At 63.5% G+C, this 22,961-nt stretch carries 19 protein-coding genes and 1 tRNA gene; 10 read left to right on the top strand and 10 right to left on the bottom strand.

Features of this window, described 5'->3' with window-relative positions; translation table 11 throughout:
* Window positions 1–87 precede the first annotated feature (87 nt).
* Window positions 88–357, bottom strand: a complete 270-nt coding sequence (locus NE850_RS01075) for a hypothetical protein (protein WP_310698326.1) — start codon at window positions 355–357, stop codon at window positions 88–90.
* A gap of 232 nt (window positions 358–589) precedes the next feature.
* Window positions 590–1,849 (bottom strand): cupin domain-containing protein, encoded by a 1,260-nt coding sequence (locus NE850_RS01070; protein WP_007181363.1) that lies wholly within the window; start codon window positions 1,847–1,849, stop codon window positions 590–592.
* Between the two features lie 32 nt (window positions 1,850–1,881).
* Here NE850_RS01070 and NE850_RS01065 point away from each other — a divergent pair, with 32 nt between their 5' ends.
* Window positions 1,882–2,421 carry a peptidylprolyl isomerase gene (locus NE850_RS01065; RefSeq protein ID WP_007181364.1) on the top strand — a complete coding sequence of 180 codons (540 nt, stop codon included), beginning with the start codon at window positions 1,882–1,884 and terminating at the stop codon, window positions 2,419–2,421.
* Here the strand turns inward: NE850_RS01065 and NE850_RS01060 are convergent.
* The 4 genes from NE850_RS01060 to NE850_RS01045 all read right to left on the bottom strand — a co-directional run bounded on the left by NE850_RS01060 (window position 2,401) and on the right by NE850_RS01045 (window position 8,916).
* On the bottom strand, window positions 2,401–3,759 hold the full coding sequence (locus NE850_RS01060; protein WP_007181365.1) for a hypothetical protein: 1,359 nt from the start codon (window positions 3,757–3,759) through the stop codon (window positions 2,401–2,403). The two genes, NE850_RS01065 and NE850_RS01060, sit on opposite strands and share 21 nt — an antisense overlap.
* A complete protein-coding gene (gene mutS / locus NE850_RS01055) occupies window positions 3,746–6,430 on the bottom strand; it encodes a DNA mismatch repair protein MutS (RefSeq protein ID WP_310698325.1) in 2,685 nt (894 codons plus the stop codon). The genes NE850_RS01060 and mutS overlap by 14 nt, the downstream gene beginning before the upstream one ends.
* Before the next feature lie 173 nt (window positions 6,431–6,603).
* Window positions 6,604–7,902, bottom strand: coding sequence for a lysophospholipid transporter LplT (gene lplT / locus NE850_RS01050; protein ID WP_011488924.1), 1,299 nt, complete (start codon window positions 7,900–7,902; stop codon window positions 6,604–6,606).
* A 210-nt stretch (window positions 7,903–8,112) separates the two neighbouring features.
* Window positions 8,113–8,916 (bottom strand): inositol monophosphatase family protein, encoded by an 804-nt coding sequence (locus NE850_RS01045; protein WP_007181368.1) that lies wholly within the window; start codon window positions 8,914–8,916, stop codon window positions 8,113–8,115.
* Between the two features lie 398 nt (window positions 8,917–9,314).
* On the opposite strand from NE850_RS01045, the gene NE850_RS01040 reads away from it, so the two are divergent.
* Both NE850_RS01040 and cysE read left to right on the top strand, forming a co-directional pair.
* Window positions 9,315–10,151, top strand: coding sequence for an RNA methyltransferase (locus NE850_RS01040; protein WP_007181369.1), 837 nt, complete (start codon window positions 9,315–9,317; stop codon window positions 10,149–10,151).
* A gap of 199 nt (window positions 10,152–10,350) precedes the next feature.
* Entirely contained in the window at window positions 10,351–11,196 is an 846-nt protein-coding gene (gene cysE / locus NE850_RS01035) for a serine O-acetyltransferase (protein WP_007181370.1), read from the top strand.
* A gap of 185 nt (window positions 11,197–11,381) precedes the next feature.
* On the opposite strand, the gene NE850_RS01030 is transcribed toward cysE, so the two are convergent.
* The 4 genes from NE850_RS01030 to NE850_RS01015 form a co-directional block, all read right to left on the bottom strand.
* Window positions 11,382–12,179: a UDP-2,3-diacylglucosamine diphosphatase gene (locus NE850_RS01030; protein WP_007181372.1), complete on the bottom strand. Its 798-nt coding sequence runs from the start codon at window positions 12,177–12,179 to the stop codon at window positions 11,382–11,384.
* Window positions 12,180–12,237: 58 nt separating this feature from the next.
* Window positions 12,238–12,732 (bottom strand): peptidylprolyl isomerase, encoded by a 495-nt coding sequence (locus NE850_RS01025; protein WP_007181373.1) that lies wholly within the window; start codon window positions 12,730–12,732, stop codon window positions 12,238–12,240.
* A 163-nt stretch (window positions 12,733–12,895) separates the two neighbouring features.
* Window positions 12,896–13,477, bottom strand: coding sequence for a peptidylprolyl isomerase (locus tag NE850_RS01020; RefSeq protein ID WP_310698322.1), 582 nt, complete (start codon window positions 13,475–13,477; stop codon window positions 12,896–12,898).
* Between the two features lie 48 nt (window positions 13,478–13,525).
* The gene (locus NE850_RS01015) at window positions 13,526–14,344 is read right to left on the bottom strand and encodes a tetratricopeptide repeat protein (RefSeq protein WP_035518029.1); all 819 of its coding nucleotides are present in this window, start codon (window positions 14,342–14,344) and stop codon (window positions 13,526–13,528) included.
* Between the two features lie 232 nt (window positions 14,345–14,576).
* On the opposite strand from NE850_RS01015, the gene cysS reads away from it, so the two are divergent.
* From cysS to NE850_RS00980, 7 genes are all read left to right on the top strand, one after another.
* Window positions 14,577–15,974, top strand: coding sequence for a cysteine--tRNA ligase (gene cysS / locus NE850_RS01010; protein WP_007181376.1), 1,398 nt, complete (start codon window positions 14,577–14,579; stop codon window positions 15,972–15,974).
* Between the two features lie 47 nt (window positions 15,975–16,021).
* Window positions 16,022–17,071 carry a DNA-3-methyladenine glycosylase gene (locus tag NE850_RS01005; protein WP_007181377.1) on the top strand — a complete coding sequence of 350 codons (1,050 nt, stop codon included), beginning with the start codon at window positions 16,022–16,024 and terminating at the stop codon, window positions 17,069–17,071.
* A 124-nt stretch (window positions 17,072–17,195) separates the two neighbouring features.
* Window positions 17,196–18,167 carry an acetyl-CoA carboxylase carboxyltransferase subunit alpha gene (locus NE850_RS01000; protein ID WP_007181378.1) on the top strand — a complete coding sequence of 324 codons (972 nt, stop codon included), beginning with the start codon at window positions 17,196–17,198 and terminating at the stop codon, window positions 18,165–18,167.
* Between the two features lie 48 nt (window positions 18,168–18,215).
* Window positions 18,216–19,646, top strand: a complete 1,431-nt coding sequence (gene tilS / locus NE850_RS00995) for a tRNA lysidine(34) synthetase TilS (protein ID WP_165186288.1) — start codon at window positions 18,216–18,218, stop codon at window positions 19,644–19,646.
* A 374-nt stretch (window positions 19,647–20,020) separates the two neighbouring features.
* A complete protein-coding gene (locus NE850_RS00990; protein WP_007181380.1) occupies window positions 20,021–21,271 on the top strand; it encodes an aspartate kinase in 1,251 nt (416 codons plus the stop codon).
* Between the two features lie 181 nt (window positions 21,272–21,452).
* Window positions 21,453–21,546 (top strand) — tRNA-Ser (locus NE850_RS00985).
* Window positions 21,547–21,684: 138 nt separating this feature from the next.
* Window positions 21,685–22,932, top strand: coding sequence for a phage integrase central domain-containing protein (locus NE850_RS00980; protein ID WP_310698319.1), 1,248 nt, complete (start codon window positions 21,685–21,687; stop codon window positions 22,930–22,932).
* Window positions 22,933–22,961: the final 29 nt, after the last annotated feature.

Raw genomic sequence — 22,961 nt, 5'->3', positions numbered from 1 at the left:
AATCCGTGGCGTTTTGCTTTACTGCATCGGGAAATCGAGGTGATTTCCCGATGCAGTTTCGCCCAGAGGCGAGCCCTATGCGACAGCTTACTGGCTTGCGCCCGAAGCCGGAGCAGCAGCCGAAGCAGCGGCGTCCGAAGCAGCAGCACCTGCGTCCGAAGCAGCGGACGTAGCCGAAGCAGCAGCGTCGCTCGCAGCAGCACCCGAAGCAGCAGCAGCCGAATCCGAAGCTGCAGCAGCCGGTGCCGAAGCAGCAGCTGCGTCGCTAGCCGGGGCAGCTGCCTGGTCGTTGCTCTTGTTGCATGCAGCCAGTGCCACAGCTGCCAACAGGGATGCTACGAGGAGGGATTTCTTCATGATCACGTCCTTTTATGGTTTAAAGGTAAGCAACAGCGCAAAATAAAACCGGTAATGTGCTCCAACACCGACCTGGGCCGCTGGTGGAGACGCTCTTTTGACGAGCTGGAATCTTCCCTACGGCTTGGGCGGAAATTATATGCACTTTCGTACTGACAATCCATAAATCCGGGGTCAATACGTTGTCTTTCTCATACAAAATTTCACTGTACGGTATAGCAGGCAGGCAGAGTTACGCAAGCTCGCCCACTTGTATCCAGCCCGCACAATACCACTCGTGTAGCCGTGCTGTCACCGGCGAATCGTGCGAGAGTGTTACAAAGCGTTTCGCACTCATACACCGGCAATCTGCGAGGTCAAACAACCACTTTTTTGCGCCATCGAATGATGTTTCCTCTCCATTTATGAAGAAAAAACGGCGGTTGTACAACAAATTAGTCTTGCGGTCCAGCCGAATACCTGACTTCGATGCCTGACTGATGAAACGTGCTTCATTAAGCGGCCTTTGCGGCGGATCAAAGACGACACTCGGCTTGGGTTCACTGAGATACGTGCCAAGGAACGACGCAATATCCTGCTCTTTCCATTTGATGCCAGCAAGGATTGCGCCAACCCTTTCGACAAGCGCTGCGGGCAGCTCCGCCGGACGCTCGACAGCCGGCTGCTGCGGGTCGCGATAAAGCGCGCCGGCGTTGCCTGCCGATTCGCCTCGCTCGGCCAGATGATAGAGGAATTGCGCGGTCAACTCGCTCGTGGAAGGCGCGCGAAAACCGATCGAGCAGGTCATGCATTCGCCTTCGGCGATCCCATCATGCGCGATGTGCGGCGGCAGGTACAACATGTCGCCCGGTTCGAGCAGCCATTCCTCTTCGGCCTGGAAATTCTGTAAAACTTTCAAAGGCAAGCCGGCTTGCAGTGTCAGATCTTTCTGCGCGCCGATGCGCCAGCGGCGCTTGCCTTTTACTTGCAATAGAAACACATCGTAGGAATCGAAGTGGGGGCCTACGCCGCCGCCGTCGGTTGCATACGAGATCATCAGGTCGTCCAGACGAGCGTCGGGCACAAAGCGAAAGCGGTCGAGCAAGGCGCGCGCGCGATCGTCGTGGAGATCCACGCCTTGCACGAGAAGCGTCCAGGCGCGCTGCTTCGCCGACGGCAGTTCGTCAGGTGCGAACGGGCCGTGCTCCAGCTGCCATTTATTGCGGAAATGCGTGATCAGACGTGCCTCGACTTCGTCCTGATCGGCCAGCTCGAAAAATTCTTCGCGTGAGAGCGGTGCCTCGACGTTCGGTATCGCCTGGCGAATCAGCAGCGGTTTTTTTTGCCAGTAGCGGCGCATGAATTGCGACGGTGTCAAATTGCCGAGCAGCGCTGTCGGCGTGTCTGGAGAGGGCGGCAGTACCGGAAGAGTGGGCAGAGCCGGCTTTGAAGCCGGCGACGAATTCCGTGCCGATGCAGCGTCGGCCGGGTGGTCAGTGGGCCGCTTGGGCATCGTATAATGTGAGTTGTATTCTGGAGAATCGAATGAAAATCGCAAAGAACACCGTCGTGTCGGTCGCTTACAAGCTGTCGGATGCGCAGGGCAATCTGATCGAGGAAAGCGACGAGCCGATGGTCTATCTGCACGGCGGCTATGATGGCACGTTCCCCAAGATCGAGGAAGAGCTCGACGGCCATGAGGCCGGCTTCGAGACCCAGATCCAGCTGGAGCCGCAAGACGCGTTCGGCGAGTACGACCCCGATCTCGTGAAGATCGAGCCGCGCGATCGCTTCCCGGAACCGCTCGAAGTCGGCATGCAATTCGAAGGCACGCCGGAAGAAGGCGACGAGGATCTCGATTCGCTCGTCTACGTGGTGACCGACGTTGCGGAAGACAAAGTCGTGCTCGACGGCAACCATCCGCTCGCCGGCATGGCGCTGCGTTTCGCGTTGACCGTGAAAGACGTGCGTCCGGCTACCGAAGACGAAATCCAGCACGAACATGCGCACGGCGCCGACGGCCTCGAAGTTCTCGACGAAGACGAGGACGATGAAGAAGACAAGTCAGGGCCCACGCTGCATTGAGCTGGCGGGCATGCCGGGCACGCTTGAAGAAGCGCCCGGCGTGCGCGGCTGCGCAGCGGAGGCGGGCGGCGTGGAGGTGGCCGGTCCGTATCCGCCGCCGCCCTGATCGGCTGGTATGCGCGGTTGCTGATCCAGTTGCGAATCCCCGGGCGTCTGCAACAGCGGCGGCAATTCCGAGGCGGGTCCGAGCGCCGGTACAGCCGGCATCGAGGCCGCCGGCGCGTCGCGCGGCATGACGGGTTGCGCCGTGGGCATCGGCATTTGCCTCGGCACATCGCGCACACTCACGCGGAACGGCGGTTTCCTGCCGAGATCCGCTTCAACCTGAATCCACTGATTGAGACGATCATGCGGCGCGAGCGCGACACGCGTGAGATTCGTCACCAGCATTCCCTTGTCATTGCGTAGTGGCTGATCGATCACAAAGCCGGCGCTCGCACGCTCGTCGTCGCAATGAATCACCAGCACCGGTCCGCGGAAAATCTGCGCGAGCTTGACGAGGCTGCGTTTGAATTCCAGGAAGCCGTCGCGGCGGGTATTGCGTGCAAAACGCAGCCACGCGAAACGGTCGGGACGTTCATAACGCTCGGGGTCCGGATCGCCTTGAATGAACACGACAATTGCGCGCGCGTCGCGGCGTTTCGCATATTCGCCGGCATGTTCGAGCCAGAATGCATTGGCGATCACGCGATCTTCGAATTCGCCATTGCGGCCGCCCGCGGTCAGATAATGATTGTTCGGACTCGGCGCATTCAGGCCGACGAATACGGTATCGCCCACTTGCCAGCGCACGTTCTCGCGATAGGGGTGAAAGCGCGAGACTTCGCTTTCACGCGTCAAGGCGATCGGGTTTTGGCCCATCGACGTGGCGTCGGCGAAGAGCGTCTGACGCAACTGATCGAGCCGTTCGACGGGATCAAAACCGCCGGCCTCGGCCGTGCCGCAATCGGCCCAGTCATGCTGGCCGGGAATGAAGAAGAGGGCGGGCCGCGACGTTTCGAGCAGCGCGTGGCGACGTTCGTAGAGCGCGTCGCGGCAGGCCTCTTTGGCGCCCTTCAGATTGCCGTCGTACACGATGAACGACATGTCGTGCTCGCGGCTGATCGCTTCGATCAGCCGCTGCGTGGGGGCTTCGTCGGCGGCGCTTTGCATTGTGTTGGCGATGACCGCGAACGTGTAGCGCGGCGTGTCGGCGTGGGCCGCCGGCGCGAAAGTCGACAACCCCGCCGCCAACCCCGCGAGCGGCACGCCGCCGCCCGAGAGCGTGAGGGCGAGAGTCAGCGCCGCGCGGAGCTTGCGCGGACGCTGCGGGCGCCTGGGTGCGTCAATGATCCGCATCCGGCACGGCGGCCAGTTCGTGCAATTCGTACAGCAGATCGAGTGCTTCGCGCGGCCGCAGATCGTTCGGATCGATGCCGCGCAGACGCTCGACAAGCGCCTGCATGGCGGGCGGCACAGCCGCTTCGGCTTTCGACTCACGCTCGTCGTCCGCGTCTTCGAGCAGCATCGGCATGGGCGCGGCGAACAGATCCAGTTGCGGCGCGGGCTGCGCGGCCGACTGCTGTTCGAGATGCGCAAGATGTTTGCGCGCCGCGCGAATCACCGCGTTCGGCACGCCGGCGAGTTGCGCGACCTGCAGGCCGTAGCTCTGATTGGCGGGACCTTCGCTGACCGCGTGCAGGAACACGATGCCGTGCCCATGCTCGACCGCCGACAGGTGCACGTTGGCCGCCTGCGGAAACTCCGCCGGCAGTTGCGTCAGTTCGAAGTAGTGAGTGGCAAAGAGCGTATGGCAGCCGTTGTGCGCAAGCAGATGCCGCGCGATCGCCCACGCCAGCGCGAGCCCGTCGAAGGTGGACGTGCCGCGGCCGATCTCATCCATCAGCACGAGACTTTGCGGCGTGGCGTCGTTCAGGATCGCGGCGGCTTCTGTCATCTCGACCATGAAGGTGGAGCGGCCGCCGGCGAGGTCGTCCGCTGCGCCGATACGGGTGAAGATACGGTCGATCGGCCCGAAGGCGGCGCGCCGCGCGGGCACATAGCTGCCCGCATAGGCGAGCAGCGCGATCAGCGCGGTCTGCCGCATGAAGGTGGATTTACCGCCCATGTTCGGGCCGGTGATCAGCAGCAGTTTGCGCTCGGGCGTAAGCGCGCAGTCGTTGGCGATGAACTGCTCGACCTGCGCTTCCACAACCGGATGCCGTCCCTGTTCGATCTCGATGCCGGCGTTCGGAGAGAACGTGGGCGCGACCCAATCCAGCGCGCGGGCACGCTCGCCGAAGGCCGCCAGCAGATCGAGTTCGGCAAGCGCCGAGGCGACCCGCTGGCAATCCGGGATAAAAGGCAGCAGCGCCTGCAGCAATGCGTCGTAAAGCGAGCGTTCGCGGGCGAGCGCGCGTTCCTGCGCGGACAGCGCTTTGTCCTCGAACGTTTTCAGTTCCGGCGTGATGTAGCGTTCGGCGTTCTTCAGCGTCTGGCGGCGGCGATAGTCGTCCGGCACCTTGTCGGTCTGGCCGCGCGTGACTTCGATATAGAAGCCATGCACCTTGTTGTACTCGACGCGCAGATTGCCGATGCCCGTGCGTGCGCGCTCGCGAGTTTCGAGGTCGATCAGGAACTGCCCGCAGTTCTCCGAAATATCTCGCAATTCGTCCAGTTCCGCATCGTAGCCGCGCGCGATCACGCCGCCGTCGCGCACCATCGCCGATGGCTCCTCGGCGACCGCGCGCCTGAGCAGTTCGACGCAGGCTTGCGGCGGTTCGAGCGAGGCGTCGATGCGGGCCAGCGAATCCGCATTCGGCGAAACGGCCGCGAGCTGCGTGCGCAACTCGGGCAACGCGATGAAGGTGTCGCGCAGGCTAGACAGGTCGCGAGGCCGCGCCGACAGCAGCGCGAGACGCCCGGTGATCCGTTCGATGTCTGAGATCTGCCGCAACGCGCCGCGCAACGCGTCGACGCCCGCGCCCAGCGGCGCGTCGAGCAAAGCGCCGATCGCCTGCTGACGCGCCTGCGCCACCGCCGATTCGCGCGGCGGATGATGCAACCAGTGACGCAGCAGACGGCTGCCCATCGTCGTACAGCAGGTGTCGAGCAGCGAACACAGCGTGGGCGACTCCGTGCCGCGCAGTGTTTCCGTCAATTCGAGATTGCGGCGCGTGGCGGGGTCGAGGCCGATATATTCGGATTCGTACTCGACCTTCAGGCTGCGCACGTGACGCAATTGCTGGCCTTGCGTGGCGGCGGCATACAGCAGCAGCGCGCCGGCCGCGCCGCATGCGCAGGTCAGCGAATGCGCGCCGAAACCGTCGAGTCCGGCCACTTCCAGCTGATCGCACAAGCGCTGCGTGCCCGAGGTGATGTCGAAGTGCCAGACCGGGACGCGGGTGAGGGCGCCGGCGTTGACCGGCGGCGTCCAGCTTGCGGAGTCGCCGGGCGTGTCGGCCACCAGAATTTCCGCGGGACGAATGCGTTCGAGCGCGGCCGCCACCTGGTCCGGCGCGAGTTCAGCGAGGCGCAGCGCGCCGCTTGCCAGATTCAGCCATGCGAGACCGACGCTGGTCGCGACACCGCGCCGATTGTGCGCGACGCACATGGCCAACAGGTAGACGTCGCTCTTGTCGGACAGCAGCGCGGCGTCCGTGAGCGTGCCCGGCGTGACCACGCGGACCACTTTGCGCTCGACCGGACCCTTCGACGTTGCCGGGTCGCCGATCTGCTCGCAAATCGCAACGGATTCGCCGAGCTTGACCAGCTTGGCCAGATATTGTTCGACTGCGTGATGCGGCACGCCGGCCATTTTGATCGGATTGCCCGCCGACGCGCCACGCTGTGTTAGCGTCAGATCGAGCAGGCGCGCGGCTTTTTCCGCGTCTTCGAAAAAAAGTTCGTAGAAGTCGCCCATCCGGTAGAACACCAGCGTGCCGGGATGTTCCGCCTTGATGCGTAGGTACTGCTGCATCATCGGCGTATGTTGTGCGACGTCGCTGGCCGCTGCGGTTTGAATGCCCATCCTCGGTGTCTTCTTGCGTTAGCTGTTCAGGGCGTGAGTTTAACCTGTCGTCAGGGCGAACGGACCTTGGCCGGATGGCCAATCCGCACGGCGAACCCCAAGCTCTGGCGAGAAGCCCGTGGCAACAGGGCGCGGGCCGGCCGCGCCGCGCCCGCTTCATCTTCGTTACGGCCTCATTCTTCCACCAGGGCCCGCATGTCCACCATGCGCGCGTTCATCGCGCTGCGCCGTTTTGCGAGCCACATCATGAAGGTGATGAAGGTGCCGAACACGACGATGATCCATTGCGCCGGCATCTTCGCCGTCAGCAACAGCGCGTACGCGCCGAGCATCAGCAGCACGGCGAGATTCTGGTTGAAATTCTGCACCGCGATCGAATGCCCCGCGGAGAGCAGCGTCGCGCCGCGATGCTGAAGAAGCGCGTTCATGGGCACGATGAAAAAGCCCGACAGCGCGCCGAGCAGGATCATCAGCGGATAGGCGAGCAGAATGTAGAACGGCAGGACGTACGTGCCGATGCGAATGCCTGAACCCGGCGGGAACAGATCCTTGTTGTAGAACGCCATGGCGATCGCCACCGCGCCGGTCAGGATGCCGACCGGCAACACGCGCAGCGACTTGCGCAACGGAATCAGCGCGGCCGCGGCCGCCGCGCCGACCGCGATGCCCAGACCCGTAACGCCTTGCATGACCGCCGCCTTCGAGAGCGACAGCCCGAGATTCACGTTGGCCCATTTGAGCACCAGCAATTGCAGCGTCACGGCGCCGCCCCACATCAGGGTCGTCACCCACAGCGCGATCTGCGCGAGTTTGTCGGCCCACAGCACGTTGAAGCAATGATAGAAATCGCCGACCAGCTTCTTCGGTTCCTTGAGGCGGTTTTCATAACGCGCGCCGGTGTCGGGAATGAAGATGTTGATCGCGGCGGCGATCGCGTAGGTCACCATCGTCGCGAACATGGCGAGGTCGGCGGAAGAGCGGATCAGCGGCAGATGCGCATGCGCGACGAATTTGTCCGCGAAGGTGCTGATCAGCGCGCCGCCCACCATCGTGCCGACAATGGTCGACAGCACGGTGGCCGATTCGAGCCACGCATTCGCCTTGACGAGTTTTTCCGCGGGCAGCAGTTCAGTGAGGATGCCGTACTTGGCGGGCGAATACGCGGCCGCGCCGAAGCCGACCACGCCGTACGCAATCATCGGATGAACGCCGGCGATCATCATCAGGCAGCCGCTCGCCTTCAACGCGTTGGAGATGAACATGACGTGCCGCTTTTGCATCGAATCGGCGAAAGCGCCGACGAACGGCGCGAGCAGCACGTACGAAACAGTGAAGAAAATCTGCAGCAGCGGCGTGACCCAGGCGGCCGAGCGAATCACGGAGAGCAACGCGATGGCCGCGATCAACAGCGCATTGTCCGCAAGCGACGAAATGAACTGCGCCGCGATGATTGTGTAGAAGCCTTTTTTCATGAAGCGGATTGGAAGCTGTGCGCGCAGTCAGGCGCAAAGCAGGGCGCAGCGAAAACGCGCGAAACGCAGCCGGCAATCGAGTACGCCGGCGCGGCTTCCCGCTTTTGTAGCACGAACGCCCGCTGCATGCAGGCGCGCCAACGAAAAAGCGGCCGAAGCCGCTTTCTCATTCCGGATGCCGGCAAGAAACGGGCGCCATGATGCGAGCGCTTAAGCCGATTGCTGGCGCGTGCGGCTGTAGCGCGACAGGATCGGAATCATCTGTGCGTAGACTTTCGGGTTGCCCGCGACGATTTCGCCAATGTGCAGGAAATCGGAATCGCCCGTGTAGTTGCCGACCAGGCCGCCGGCTTCTGTGATCAGCAGGCTACCCGCGGCGACGTCCCACGCATTCAAACCTTGCTCGAAGAAGCCGTCCATGCGGCCGGCGGCGACGTTCGCCAGATCCAGCGCGGCGGCGCCCGGACGGCGCAGGCCGGCGCAGGCCTGGGTCATTTCAGCGAACTGGCGGCCATACGCTTCGAGGCCGTCCGTTTCGCGGAACGGGAAGCCGGTGCCGATCAGGCCGTCAGCCAGACGGTCGCGCTTGGCCACGCGGATGCGGCGATCGTTGAGGAACGCGCCACGGCCGCGCGAGGCGGTGAACAGGTCGTTGCGGGTCGGGTCGTAGACCACGGCTTGCGTCACGATGCCCTTGTGAGCCAGTGCGATCGACACGCAGTAGTACGGAAAACCGTGGATGAAATTGGTGGTGCCGTCGAGCGGATCGATGATCCACTGGTATTCGGATTCGTTATCCGACTTGCCGGATTCTTCCGCGAGGATGGCGTGATCGGGGTAGGCGGTCTTCAGCGTGTCGATGATCGCCGCTTCAGACGCTTTGTCGACCTCCGTGACGAAATCGTTGTGCTGTTTCTTGCTGACCTGGACGAGATCGAGGTCGAGCGACGCACGGTTGATAAGCTGGGCTGCGCGGCGCGCGGCCTTCACAGCGATATTGAGCATGGGATGCATGAGACTGGATCCTTGTGCCGGGGCAGCACGGCTGCTGGCCGGTAAATGAGCGCTAACCTGCGCTAATCGGGCGCTCTCTGGGAGGCGCGGAAACAGCACGGAACGGCCGCCCGGTACAGCACCGGTGCGCATTCCGCCGACGGAGACGAATTGGATAAGAACGAGGCGCTCATGCAAGGCCGGATGGCAAAGCTGGACGCGAGTTTCGGCATTTTACCTGAGTCCGGGCGCCGCGGCAGCGTTCGCGGGGCAGGTGGACAATTTGCCTGTTTCTACGCGGCCCGGCCCACCGGTCGCGAGCGTGTTCGCGGGCGTATTTGCGTGCGCACTTGCGTGCAGTCCTGACCGGCTACGGCGTTGGCGCTACCATACGCGTCTTTAGTTTGCCGAATTCCATCGTGGACCATACCCCCCATTCTTCCGATCGTGCCGTAGCCGAATTGCGCGGCGGCTTTACCTCGACCCGCTTCGTGCTCGTCGAGCCGAGCCACCCCGGCAATGTCGGCGCCGCGGCGCGCGCGTTGAAAACCATGGGTTTCTCGCGGCTCGTGCTGGTGTCGCCGCGCGTGCCGCAGGTACAGGCCGATCCGGAGGCCATCGCTATGGCGAGCGGCGCCGACGACGTGCTGGCCTCCGCGCACGTCGTGCCGACGCTCGCCGACGCCTTGAGCGGCGTGCATTGGTCGATCGCGCTGACCGCGCGGCTGCGGGAATACGGGCCGCCGCAATGGGCGCCGCGCGCCGCGGCCGGCGTCGCGCGCGAGCAGGCGATGCACGGCGAGATCGCGCTGGTATTCGGCAACGAGCGCACGGGTTTGTCGAACGAGGATGTCGAGCGGTGCAGCGCGCTCGCGCATATTCCGGCCAATCCGGCCTACAGCTCGCTCAATCTCGCGCAGGCCGTGCAGGTGCTCGCGTACGAGTTGCGCACCACCTATCTTTCGGCCGATAGCGCAACGACCGCGGCGCACGCCGCGCCTCGGGCGGCGGCGGGACCGGCCGAACCGGCCGGCGCACGCGCGGCGAGCGACGAAATCGAAAGCATGTTCATGCATCTGGAAAGCGCGCTGGTCGCGCTCGAATTTCTCGATCCGGCCAATCCGAAGAAGCTGATGTCGCGTCTGCGGCGGCTGTTCGCGCGCTCCGGTCTTGAGCGTGAGGAAGTGAATATCGTGCGCGGCATCGCCAAACACATTCTGTTGAAGACCGGACCCAAGGGCGGCGACGCGTCCTGAGAACGGCGTGCCGTTCCGATAGCCGGATAGCCGGCGACGACCCCGCCGGCAGCGTGGGCTTGCGGCACGTTGCGCGCATTCGCCCTACAATCCTCGAAACGTTCTAAGCAAAGCTGCTGCCGTGCTATGCGGCAAGCCGTGCCGGCATGCGTGCGTTGTCGCGCGTGTGGCCCTTTCTCCTACAACACAGTCCCTTGCCATGTTCACGAGACTTCGCGAAGACATTGCCACGATCCGCGAGCGCGACCCCGCCGCCCGCAGCGCCTGGGAAGTCCTCACGTGTTACCCGGGGCTGCACGCGCTCGTGCTGCACCGGCTCGCTCATGCATGCTGGCAGGCAAGGCGCCGCTGGCTCGCACGTTTCGTCTCGCAGGTGGCGCGCTTCATGACCGGCATCGAAATCCATCCGGGCGCGACGCTCGGGCGGCGCGTATTCATCGATCACGGTATGGGCGTGGTGATCGGCGAGACTGCCCAGGTCGGCGACGACTGCACCATCTACCAGGGCGTGACGCTCGGCGGCACGTCGCTCACTCGCGGGGCGAAACGGCATCCGACGCTCGAGCGCGGCGTGATCGTCGGCGCGGGCGCGAAGGTGCTCGGCGGCTTTACGATCGGCGCGGAGGCGAAGATCGGTTCGAACGCGGTGGTGACCAAGCCCGTGCCGGCGCGCGGCACTGCGGTGGGCAATCCGGCGCGGATCATCGTGCCGGCGGCGGCTGCGGTGGCGTCGGAAGTGGCTTCCGCTGCGGTGAATTCCGATTCCGGCGGCGCCGCGAGCGATGCGAAACGCTCGGTCGGAAGCAGTGGCTTCTGCGCGTACGGCATCACGCCGAATGCAGACGATCCCGTGTCGCTGGCGATTCACGGCCTGATCGATCACGCGGCCACGCAAGCGAAGCGCATCGACGAAATCGTCGATGCGCTGGACCGGCTGGGCACGAGTCTCGAAGCAATACAAGGCGCGGACGCGGCGCTGCTCGATCTGCGGCGCCTGTCGGCCGCAATCGCGGGCAAGGTGGATGGGGCGGTGGCGGAGCGCTGATGCTGCCAGGCGAAGCCGAAGCCGAAGCCGAAGCCGAACGCTCGCGCTTGGCGCCACCATCAACACCACACTGCGCGGGCGCTAACCCAAGGGCAGCCAGCAGCGCTGAATGCGGCCCGCAGGCAGGCCAGTATTAATGCTGGCACGCTGAGCGGCGACAGCGCCGTAATCAACTGCCGCCACAATCAATCCAGCGGCAGCGCCCGAATCCCTTCAGCATCGATACGCAGATACCCGCCACGGCGCTCGCCGTGGTCCAGATCCCAATCCGGCAGAACCCAGCGCGTGCCGCCCGGTTCGCGATGCCGCGCCGGCCGGTGCGTGTGCCCATGAATGATGGTCGCCGTTTTCGACGACTTGAACAACGCGCCCACCGCCGCGGCCGTCACGTCGTACTTCGGCGAAACCGGCCGCGCGCGGCCTTGTTCGCTTTTCGAGCGCATGTTCTCGGCGAGCTTCTGACGCCAGCGGAACGGCCACGCCAGAAAAAGCATCTGCGCGAAACGGCTGCGCCCAAGACGTCGGAACATTTGATAGCCGCGATCCGCGGTGCACAGCCCGTCGCCGTGCGCGAGCGCGATACGCGTGCCGAATGCGGTGATCACGAAAGGGTCGGGTAGCCAGATCGCGCCGGCCGCTCTCATGAAACGCTTGCCCAGCAGAAAATCGCGGTTGCCGTGCATGACGTAGAGCGCAATGCCGCGCTCGGACAATGTGTGCAGCAGCGCCGCCATACGCGCGACGAACGGCTCGACGAGCATGTCGTCGCCGATCCAGTACTCGAACAGGTCGCCGAGGATGAAAACCGAATCGGCCTGCTCGGCGGTGACGCGGATGAAATGCTCGAACGCGGCGACCGTATGCGGAATCGCCTCGCTCAAGTGAAGATCGGAGAGGAAAAAAAACGGGCGTGCGGCGTGCGGGCGCTTGCCCTCGCCAGGCACGCCCGCGGCGACGCTTCGCAGCGGCGTTTCTTGCAGCATTGAAGGTGCCTGATGTCAGTTCGAACGAGTCGACGCTTGGTTCACGCTTCGTTCACGTTCAGTCGACGATCACAGCTTTTTCGATCACCACGTCGTCAGCCGGCACGTCCTGATGGAAGCCCTTCGAGCCCGTCTTGACCTTCTTGATCTTCTCGACGATGTCCATGCCTTCGACCACCTTGCCGAACACGGCGTAGCCCCAGCCCTGCGGCGTCGGCGACGAATGGTTCAGAAAGTCGTTGTCGTTCACGTTGATGAAGAACTGCGCCGTGGCCGAATGCGGGTCGTTCGTGCGAGCCATCGCGATCGAGCCGTTCACGTTCTTCAGACCGTTGTTCGCTTCGTTGGTGATCGGCTCGGCCGTCGGCTTCTGCTTCATGCCGGGCTCGAAGCCGCCGCCCTGGATCATGAAGCCGTCGATCACGCGGTGAAACACCGTGTTGTCGTAGTGGCCGGCCTTCACGTAGTTGAGGAAGTTCTCAACCGATTTCGGCGCCTTTTCAGCGTCCAGTTCGAGTTTGATGACGCCGTGGTTCGTGTGCAGTTCAACCATGATGGAATCCTTTGATGAACGGGGTGGGTAAAAGGCGCGGCAAGTCGTCATGAACTGACGCCGGGCCGCGCCGGGGCGTGGATTGTGCGCTGACGCTTTTTATTCAGGCGCGCTGTATGTGTTGCTGTGTGTTGCCGTATGTTGCGCGCCTTGATTGCTGCAATTACTTGCCGACGACCGTAGCCGACTCGATCACGACCGCTTTTTGCGGCACGTCGCTCATCGGGCCGCGCGAGGTGGTGGGCGTGCCTTCGATCTTCTTCACGACGTCCATGCCGCCCGTGACCTTGCCGAACACCGCATAGCCGTTGCCGTCCGGATTCGGATAGTCGAGGCCGGCATTGTCCACCGTGTTGATGAAGAACTGCGCGGTGGCCGAATTCGGATCGCTGGTGCGCGCCATGGCGAGCGTGCCGGTCGTGTTCTTCAGACCGTTACGGCTTTCGAGCACGATCGGAGCGCGCGTGGGCTTCTCAGCGAAACTCTGCGTATAGCCGCCGCCCTGAATCATGAAGCCGCGAATCACGCGATGGAAAATCGTGCCGCTGTACTGGCCGGACTTCACGTAGTCGAGGAAGTTGGCGACCGTCTTGGGCGCTTTCTCGGGATACAACTCGACACGAATGTCGCCTTCCGATGTCTTGAAGAGGACGGACGGATGCGCGGCTTGCGAACCGGACTGGGCAAAGGCGGGCGCGTTTGCGATCAGGGCGGCGCTGCCGAGCGCCAACATCAACCATTTCATGAAGATCCTCAGGGTTGGAAAAACGTGTTGCGCGAAAACTTAACGGCGTTACTTCGACGGCGCCATGTAGGGCGGCATGGCGAGCGAGCCGTTCGCGCCGCCGTACTGGAAGCTCGGCGTCTGCGTCATGTTCATGTTCGAGGTGGCGCGCGCGGTGTAGTTGTCTTCCGCGGTGGCGGCCTGCTGTGCCGGCGCGTGGGTTCTGACCGGCGAGATGACCTTCTGGATGTCCGCGAGGCGCTGCGTGGTGGTGGGGCTCACCTTGCCGAGGCTCTGCGCACGGCGATAGGCTTCGTTGGCCATACGCAGATACAGGTCGCCGAGATTTTCGTATGCGAGGCCGTAGCCCGGGTTGACCTTGGTCGCCGTTTCGAGCGCGGCGCGCGCTTCGGCATAACGGCCTTGCTTCGCGTACAGCGCGGCGAGGTTGTTATACGGCTCGGGCAACTCGGGGTAGGTTTGCGTGAGTTCGGTGAACGCGGTGATGGCTTCGTCGTCGCGGCCCAGGTGGGCGAGCACCGTGCCGCGCTTGAACTTCGCTTGCGCGTCGCGCGGATTCGAGGCGATGCGCGCGTCGAGCTGGGTCAAGGAGGCGGCCCAGTTTTTCTGCGCGATCGACGCGTCGATTTCCGGCGTGTTGTCGCGCACGGCGGGACCTTGCGGCAGCGTGGCGGTCTTCTGCGCAAAGGCGGCCGCTGCCGGCACGGTCGCAAGGGCCACAGCCAGGGTGATGCGCAAAGCGAGGGCACGGGTCGCGCCGGGCGCAACGCCGCCGCTCATGCCGTGCGTCACGCCGCGCGCGACGCTACCAAAGGCCGTCGCGGCGAGGGTCGCAGCGCTGCGCGCGCGGCCGCTTGAAGGTTTCATAGGCTCAGGTCTGGATGTTATACTCCGACCCATTCTAACAAAAGGTCTGCGCGTTCCGTCGAACCGCAAACTGTCTTTTCGCCACTCGTGGTCGTCTCCGCCTTGACCGCAGCCTGACCGCCGCACCCGTTGCACCGGTTTTGCTGTATGCGCTGCACCCCGCCGTCTGTTCGCTGGGCGCGGCGCGCATGAAACACATTGCGGATTTCTTTCGGCCCACGCACCGTTCTCTATGGAATCACTGCGCATCTACAACACGCTCGCGCGTGACAAGCAAACTTTCGTGCCGCTGCAAGACGGTGTCGTGCGGATGTACGTCTGCGGGATGACCGTGTACGACTATTGTCACGTCGGTCATGCGCGGGTCATGGTCGTGTTCGACATCGTGCAGCGCTGGTTGCGCACGCTCGGCTACGACGTGACCTACGTGCGCAACATCACCGACATCGACGACAAGATCATCCGGCGCGCGGTCGAGAATGGCGAAACGATCAAATCGCTGACCGACCGCTTCATCAAGGCACTGCATGAAGACGCGGACGCGCTCGGCATCCAGCGGCCCGACATCGAGCCACGCGCCACGGATTTTATTCCGCAGATGCTCGGCATGATCGAGCGGCTCGAGGCGAACGGCTACGCCTATCAGGCGAGCGACGGCGACGTGAACTACGCGGTGCGCAAGTTCGCGAACTACGGCAAGCTCTCGGGCAAGTCGCTCGAAGATCTGCGCGCGGGCGAGCGCGTCGCCGCGAACGACGCGAAGCAGGATCCGCTCGACTTCGTGCTGTGGAAACAGGCCAAGCCCGACGAGCCCGCCGACACCGGCTGGGATTCGAAGTACGGGCGCGGCCGTCCGGGCTGGCATATCGAATGCTCGGCGATGGGCTGCACGTTGCTCGGCGAACATTTTGACATTCATGGTGGCGGCCAGGATCTGCAGTTTCCGCACCACGAAAACGAGATTGCGCAAAGTGAAGCTGCCACCGGTCAAACCTTCGTCAATTTCTGGATGCACAACGGCTACGTACAGATCGACAATGAGAAGATGTCGAAGTCGTTGAACAACTTCTTTACGATTCGCGAAGTATTGGCGCAGTACGATGCCGAGGTCGTGCGGTTTTTCATCGCGCGCGCGCATTACCGCTCGCCGCTGAACTACAGCGACGTGCATATCGACGACGCCCGCAACGCCCTCACGCGTCTGTACACCGCGCTGAAGGACGTCACGCCTGACGGCGCGGAACTCGACTGGAACGAAGCGTATGCGCAGCGTTTCCAGGCAGCAATGAACGACGACTTCAACACGCCGGTTGCGGTATCGGTGTTGTTCGAGTTGGCAAGTGAAGTGAACCGCACGCGCGACTCCGCGCTGGCCCGTCAATTGCGTTCGCTTGGCGCGGTGATCGGACTGCTCGGCCGCGAGCCGCGTGCCTACCTGCAGCAGGCGGCGGGCACAGCGGCCGTGGGCGCGCTCGAGGCCGCAGCGATCGAAGCGAAGATTGCCGCGCGCGCGGCCGCGAAGCAGTCGAAGGACTTTGCGGCGGCAGACCGGATCCGGTCCGAATTGCTCGAGGCCGGCGTTGCACTTGAAGACAAACCCGGCGGGTTGACCGAGTGGCGGCGCGTGTGAGCGCACCTCGAGCTTCCCTTTGATCGACTCGCCAGGCAGGAGGCAGGATGGCAACGGCCACGAAGACGCCGGCTAAACGAGCCGCGTCTCAAACAAACGCGGCAGCCGCGGGAAAGTCGACACGCACGTCGGCTCGCACGGGCAGCGGCGTGTTAAAGAAAGCATCGTCGAAAGCCGCCGGGGCGGTGGCCGAGACCGCAGCGGGCGCATCGAAAAAGACTTCGGTCAAGCGCGCGCTCAACGGCGCGTCGGTACATGCGCCTGTCGCGAAACGCGCGAAGGCGTCGCGTGCAAAGAGCAATGGCGCATTGCCGGCCGAACTGGCCGGCGACGTGCAGGAACTGGCCCGTGTGACAGGCGAGGGGCACGAAGGCGAAGTCGTGCGCAAGACGCGCGCATCCGCTACCGCGGGGGGCGAAGCGGCGAGCGCGAGCGAAGTCGCGGTGCCGGTGCAGATCGGCGGCCTCACGCCCGAGGTTACGCGGCCGGCGTATTGGGACAAGGCGTGTGCCGACCTTGTCAAGCGCGATCGTATTCTGAAGAAGCTGATTCCGAAGTTCGGTCCGGTGCATCTGTTGAGCCGCGGCGATCCGTTCGTCACGCTCGCGCGCTCGGTGGTGGGGCAGCAGATTTCGGTCGCGTCAGCACAAGCAGCGTGGGCGAAAGTCGAGGCCGCCTGCCCGAAGCTGGTGCCGCAGCAGTTCATCAAGCTCGGTCTGGAAAAGCTGACTACATGCGGGTTGTCCAAACGCAAAGCCGAGTACGTGCTCGATCTCGCGCAGCATTTCGTTTCGGGTGCGTTGCACGTCGGCAAATGGACGTCGATGGAAGACGAGGCGGTGATCGCCGAGCTCACGCAGATTCGCGGCATCGGCCGCTGGACGGCGGAGATGTTCCTGATCTTCAATCTGTCGCGCCCGGATGTCCTGCCGCTCGACGACCTGGGACTGATCCGTGCGATCAGCGTCAACTATTTCAGCGGTGAGCCGGTCACGCGCAGCGAAGCGCGCGAAGTCGCCGCCAACTGGGAGCCGTGGCGTACCGTCGCCACCTGGTATATGTGGCGTAGTCTGGACCCGCTGCCGGTCGACTACTGAAGAACAAGAAACGGAATCAGATCAAAAACTATCGACTGTTAAAAATTGATAGTTGAGAAATGGTTTTGACATCGGCGAGCGCGGTTAGAATACGCGCTGCCGGTAAGTCCAAGGATTACAACCAATGAAGACCACCTTTCTGGATTTCGAACAGCCGATCGCTGAACTCGAAGCGAAGATCGAAGAATTGCGCTTCGTGCAGGACGATTCGGCCGTCGATATTTCGGAAGAGATCGAGCGGCTGTCCAAGAAAAGTCAACAGCTCACCAAAGATCTGTACGCGAACCTCACGCCGTGGCAGGTTTCGCAAATCGCTCGCCATCCGCAACGTCCATACACGTTCGACTACGTGAACGAGCTGTTCACCGATTTCCACGAACTGCACGGTGACCGCAACTATGCGGACGACCTGTCGATCGTCGGCGGCCTTGCGCGTTTCAACGGCCAGGCCTGCATGGTGATCGGCCATCAGAAGGGCCGCGACACCAAGGAGCGCGCGCTGCGCAACTTCGGCATGCCGCGTCCGGAAGGCTATCGCAAGGCCGAACGTCTGATGCGTCTCGCCGAAAAATTCGGCTTGCCGATTTTCACCTTCATCGACACGCCGGGCGCGTATCCGGGCATTGGCGCGGAAGAGCGCGGTCAGTCGGAGGCGATCGGCCGCAATCTGTACGTGATGGCTGAATTGAAGACGCCGCTGATCGCGACGATCATCGGTGAAGGCGGTTCGGGCGGCGCGCTGGCCATTGCTGTGGGCGACAGCGTGCTGATGCTGCAATTCTCGACCTATTCGGTGATTTCGCCGGAAGGCTGCGCATCGATTCTGTGGAAGAGCGCCGCGAAAGCGCCGGAAGCCGCGGAAGCGCTTGGCCTGACCGCGCATCGGCTGAAGGCGCTCGGTTTGATCGACAAGATCGTCAACGAGCCGCTCGGCGGCGCGCATCGCGATCCGAAGGGCATGGCCGCCATGCTGCGCCGTGCGCTTGCCGATTCGCTGCGCCAGTTCCAGGGCATGAGCATCAATGACCTGCGCCAACGCCGTTTCGAACGGTTGATGTCGTACGGCAAGTTCAAGGAAACGACGCCGGGTGCCTAAGCCCGCGCGCGTTCTCTTTCGTCCTTCAGCGCCCAGCGTGCGAGCGACGTGACTTCCACCGCCGAAACATCTGCCGACCGCCTCGTTATCGAGGCGGTCGGCTTTTCGTTGTCCAGGCTTTCCGCAACCGCCCGTATTGCGATTGCGTTTAGCGGCGGCGTGGATTCGAGCGTGCTGCTCGATGCCGCAGTGCGTGTCGCTGGCGCGTCGCGCTGCGTGGCGTTGCACGTGCATCACGGCCTGAGCGCTCATGCGGATGCGTGGCTCGCGCATTGCGACGCGTTCGCGCGGGAGCGTGGCGTCGAGTTCGCTGCGGAGCGCGTCGTGGTGTCGCGTGACACGGGTGTGAGCGTCGAGGCCGCCGCGCGCGATGCGCGTTATCGCGCGCTCGAAGGCATGTGCGCGTCGCGCGGTGTCGCCACGCTCTGGCTCGCGCAACATGCGGACGATCAGGCGGAAACGGTGCTGCTGCAGTTGCTGCGGGGTGCCGGCCTCGCGGGTCTTGCCGCGATGGCGCCGGAGTATTTGCCGGCGAAGGCGTCGGCAACACGCGTGCGGCCTTTGCTACATCTGCTGCGTGCGCAGCTCGAACAATATGCGAGCGAGCGTGCGCTACGCTGGATCGACGACGAGTCGAATGCGGACACGCGCTATGCGCGCAACGCGTTGCGCCACGATGTGATGCCGGCGCTCGCTGTCCACTTTCCCGGCTTTCGTGACGCACTGGCTCGCACGGCGGCACACGCGGCGTCCGCGCAGCGCTTGCTCGATGAACTCGCGCGCATCGACATGGAAGCCACATCACGCGACGAAGGACGCGCGCTCTCGCACGACGCCTTGCTCGCGCTCGACGACGACCGCGCGCTTAACCTCATGCGCTACTGGATGCGCACGCTGGGCCTCGCCGCTGCGTCGAGCGTGCGTCTTGGCGACGCGCTGCGTCAACTGCGCGAAATCGGCGCGGCGGGTGAGGGCCATGCGCTGCGTGTCGATCACGCGGGTCATGCATTGCGCAGCTACCGCGGCCTCGTGTACTGGGAATCCGGAGACAGCAGCGAGCCCGCCGACGAAACCGCGCTCGCCCCGCGCGCGGTCGGCGAACTGGCATGGCAGGGCGAGTCGGTCTGGCGCTTGCCGCAATGGCGCGGCACGTTCGTATTCGCCGATGCGGCCGCGGGCGAGCCCGACGCGATGCCTATCAGTCTTTTGCGGGGCGCTGTGTTGAGCGCACGCTCGCGCAGCGGCGGCGAACGGATGCGCACGGGTGCGGCGCGCAATGCGCCGGGCCGCACCCTGAAAAACCTGTTCCAGGAGCGCGGTATTCCCGCGTGGAAACGCGACGTGCCACTGCTCTACGTCGGCGAGGAGCTGCTGTTCGTGCCCCTGCTCGGGGTGAATCGCGCTGCGTTGCCAGAGCAGCCCGACGAGGCTGGATCACACGTCAGCATAGCGTGGCGCGAAGATCTGCTGATCGCCTGACCGGCCGGTCGGACACCCCGATGAGCTAACCGGTGAATCCGCAAACGTGGCGCAAATCCGCGTGAAACAAGCCTTTGCCGCCCTTATTGAACGCATTTCGATGGCCTTTGCGGCTTGTCTTTTTACGCTCGATCGGGTAATTTAGCTTGTTTGCCCGACCGCTTTTGCCGTCGCTTTTACCGGTCTGCGATCGTGATCCGTCGTTTCCGATAAGCCATCAGCGATCATTCCCGGGCAAATCCGCGCGTGCTGCACGCGTGCTGCATTTACGCCGCCACACATTTTGCCGTCGTTCACAAGACGTTGCGCTCCTGTGCTTTTGTGCGGTCGTCTCCAGCGCGCCAGCGCGGTTTCTCCTCCAGTTCAGAACGACAATGGCACTCATCGTACACAAATACGGCGGCACCTCGATGGGCTCGGTCGAGCGCATCAAGAACGTCGCCAGGCGCGTCGCGAAATGGCACAAGGCTGGCCACAAGATGGTCGTCGTGCCGTCGGCGATGTCCGGCGAAACCAACCGTTTGCTCGGTCTCGCGAAAGAAATCACGGCTCAGCCGAGCCCGCGCGAACTCGACATGATCGCCGCTACGGGCGAGCAGGTCAGCTCCGGACTGCTCGCCATCGCGCTGCAGGAAGCCGGCGTCGACGCGGTCAGCTACGCCGGCTGGCAAGTGCCGGTCAAAACGGATAGCGCATTCACGAAAGCGCGTATCAGCGAAATCGACGGCGAGCGCGTGCTGCGCGATCTCGACGCGGGCAAGGTGGTGGTGATCACCGGCTTCCAGGGCATCGATCCTGACGGCAATATCACTACGCTCGGCCGCGGCGGTTCGGATACGTCGGCGGTCGCCGTCGCGGCTGCGCTGAAGGCTGACGAGTGCCTGATCTACACGGACGTCGACGGTGTCTACACGACCGACCCGCGCGTGGTGGAAGAAGCACGCCGGCTCGATCGCGTGACGTTCGAAGAAATGCTGGAAATGGCAAGCCTGGGTTCGAAGGTGCTGCAGATCCGCTCGGTGGAATTCGCCGGCAAATATCAGGTGAAAACGCGTGTGCTGTCGAGCCTGACCGATCCGCTGATGCCGCTCGACGCTGAAATGAAGTCGGGCACCCTGATTACTTTTGAAGAAGACGAGACCATGGAAAAAGCAGTCATCTCGGGTATCGCGTTTCAGCGCGATGAAGCTCGCATCGCCGTGATGGGTGTGCCCGACAAGCCGGGCATCGCGTATCAGATTCTCGGCCCGGTGGCGGACGCGAATATCGACGTCGACATGATCATTCAGAACCAGAGCGTGGATGGTAAAACGGCGTTCACGTTCACGGTCGGCCGTGGCGACTATCAGCGCGCCATGGACATCCTCACGGGCCAGGTGAAGGGCCACGTGCAGGCCGAGCAGGTGCTGGGCGATCCGAAGGTGTCGAAGGTGTCGGTGGTCGGCGTCGGCATGCGCTCGCACGTCGGTATCGCGAGCACCATGTTCCGCACGCTGTCGGAAGAGGGCATCAACATCCAGATGATCTCGACCTCCGAAATCAAGATCTCGGTATTGATTGACGAGAAGTACATGGAGCTCGCTGTGCGCGCGCTGCATAAAGCGTTCGAACTGGATCAGGCGTAAGTAGCTTTGGGCAACGGAGTGGACAGGAGCGCTCCGTTTGTTTTGCGCGGTCGATGTGAATAAATTGCGTCATCGATGACAAAACTGGCACAAAAAATGTTCGCCAGACATTGACCTTCGCAGTTCGGCCCGCTATTATCTTGGCTTCGTCGCGCTGACTCCCTGCGCGACCGAAAGTTTGGGAGACGTGGCCGAGAGGTCGAAGGCACTCCCCTGCTAAGGGAGCATCTGGGCCAAAACCTGGATCGAGGGTTCGAATCCCTCCGTCTCCGCCAGGAGTCATTCCCGGAGCATGCCGCACCGTTTCGGGATCAGCCCCGGAAGCCCGCCACAAGCGGCTTCCGGGGTTTTTTCTTGTCCCGGACCTTCCCAACCCATACCCGTCAATCGCTTGCAAAAGTATGGGTAAAAGTATGGGTACGAGGAAGGCAGAAGCCACCAGAAATTCACGCTCCATCCACCGTCTTTCCGCGCTCAGTGTCGTCCGGCTGACAGGGCCTGGCTACTACTGTGACGGCGGCGGGCTCTATCTCCAGGTGTCGCCCGCAGGCGCGCGCTCCTGGGTCTACCGTTACCGGCATGAGGGGCGCCTGCGCGAAATGGGTCTCGGCGGGCTGCGGTGCGTTTCGCTGGCCGACGCCCGCGAGCGCGCGCAGGGCTGCCGCAGGCAGCTTGGCAACGGCCTTGATCCCATCGAGGAGCGGCGCCGTGAGCGCTCGCAGCGCGCCGCGCAGCTCGCACGCACCAAGACCTTCGATGAATGCACCACCGCCTACATCAAGGCCAACCGCGCGGGCTGGAAAAACGAAAAGCACGTGGCGCAGTGGGAGAGCACCCTGGCCACCTACGCGTCACCGTTCATCGGCAGCCTTTCGGTGCGCGACATCGACACGGCACACATCGTGAGTGTGCTCGAGCCGATCTGGGAGGCGAAGCCTGAAACCGCGAGTCGGGTGCGTGGGCGCGTCGAGGCGGTGCTGGACTGGGCGAAGGCACACCGGTATCGCGACGACGAGAATCCGGCCCGCTGGAAGGGGCATCTCGACAAGGTACTGCCTGCGCGCACGAAGGTACGCAAGGTCCGGCATCATGCCGCGTTGCCCTACACGGAAGTGGCCGCGTTCATGAAGGTGCTCAGGGTCCAGGAGGGGCTTGCGGCGCGGGCACTGGAGCTTGCGGTTCTCACGGCGGCACGGACCAGTGAGGTCATCGGGGCAAGGCGGGGCGAGTTCGATCTTGAGGCCGGGATGTGGACGGTGCCGGCCGAACGGATGAAGGCGCAGCGTGCCCACAGGGTGCCCCTGTCAGCGGCGGCGGCAGGTCTCGTGCGCCGGCTGCTTGATGAAGCAGATACCGAACTGCTGTTCCCGGGTGGAAAGAAAGAGAGACCGTTGTCGAACATGGCGATGCTGACGGTCCTGCGCAGGATGAAGCGCAACGGTCTGACAGTGCACGGCTTCCGCTCGACCTTCCGTGACTGGGCAGCCGAGTGCACGACCTATCCGAACGAGATGGCGGAGATGGCGCTCGCGCACACGGTCGATGACAAGGTGGAGGCAGCCTACCGTCGTGGTGACATGTTCCAGCGCCGGCGGCAGATGATGGACGACTGGGCAATGTGGTGCGAAGGTCAGGCGGAGACAGAAAGCGCGACGGCATAGACACCACTGTTACCCGGCGATGCAGTGCG

Origin of the sequence: Paraburkholderia sp. USG1, assembly GCF_031570135.1 — a bacterium.
GTDB classification, from domain to species: Bacteria; Pseudomonadota; Gammaproteobacteria; order Burkholderiales; family Burkholderiaceae; genus Paraburkholderia; species Paraburkholderia dioscoreae.
Note: the sequence above shows the minus strand (reverse complement) of the source record. Positions and strands in the feature narration are given on the sequence as shown.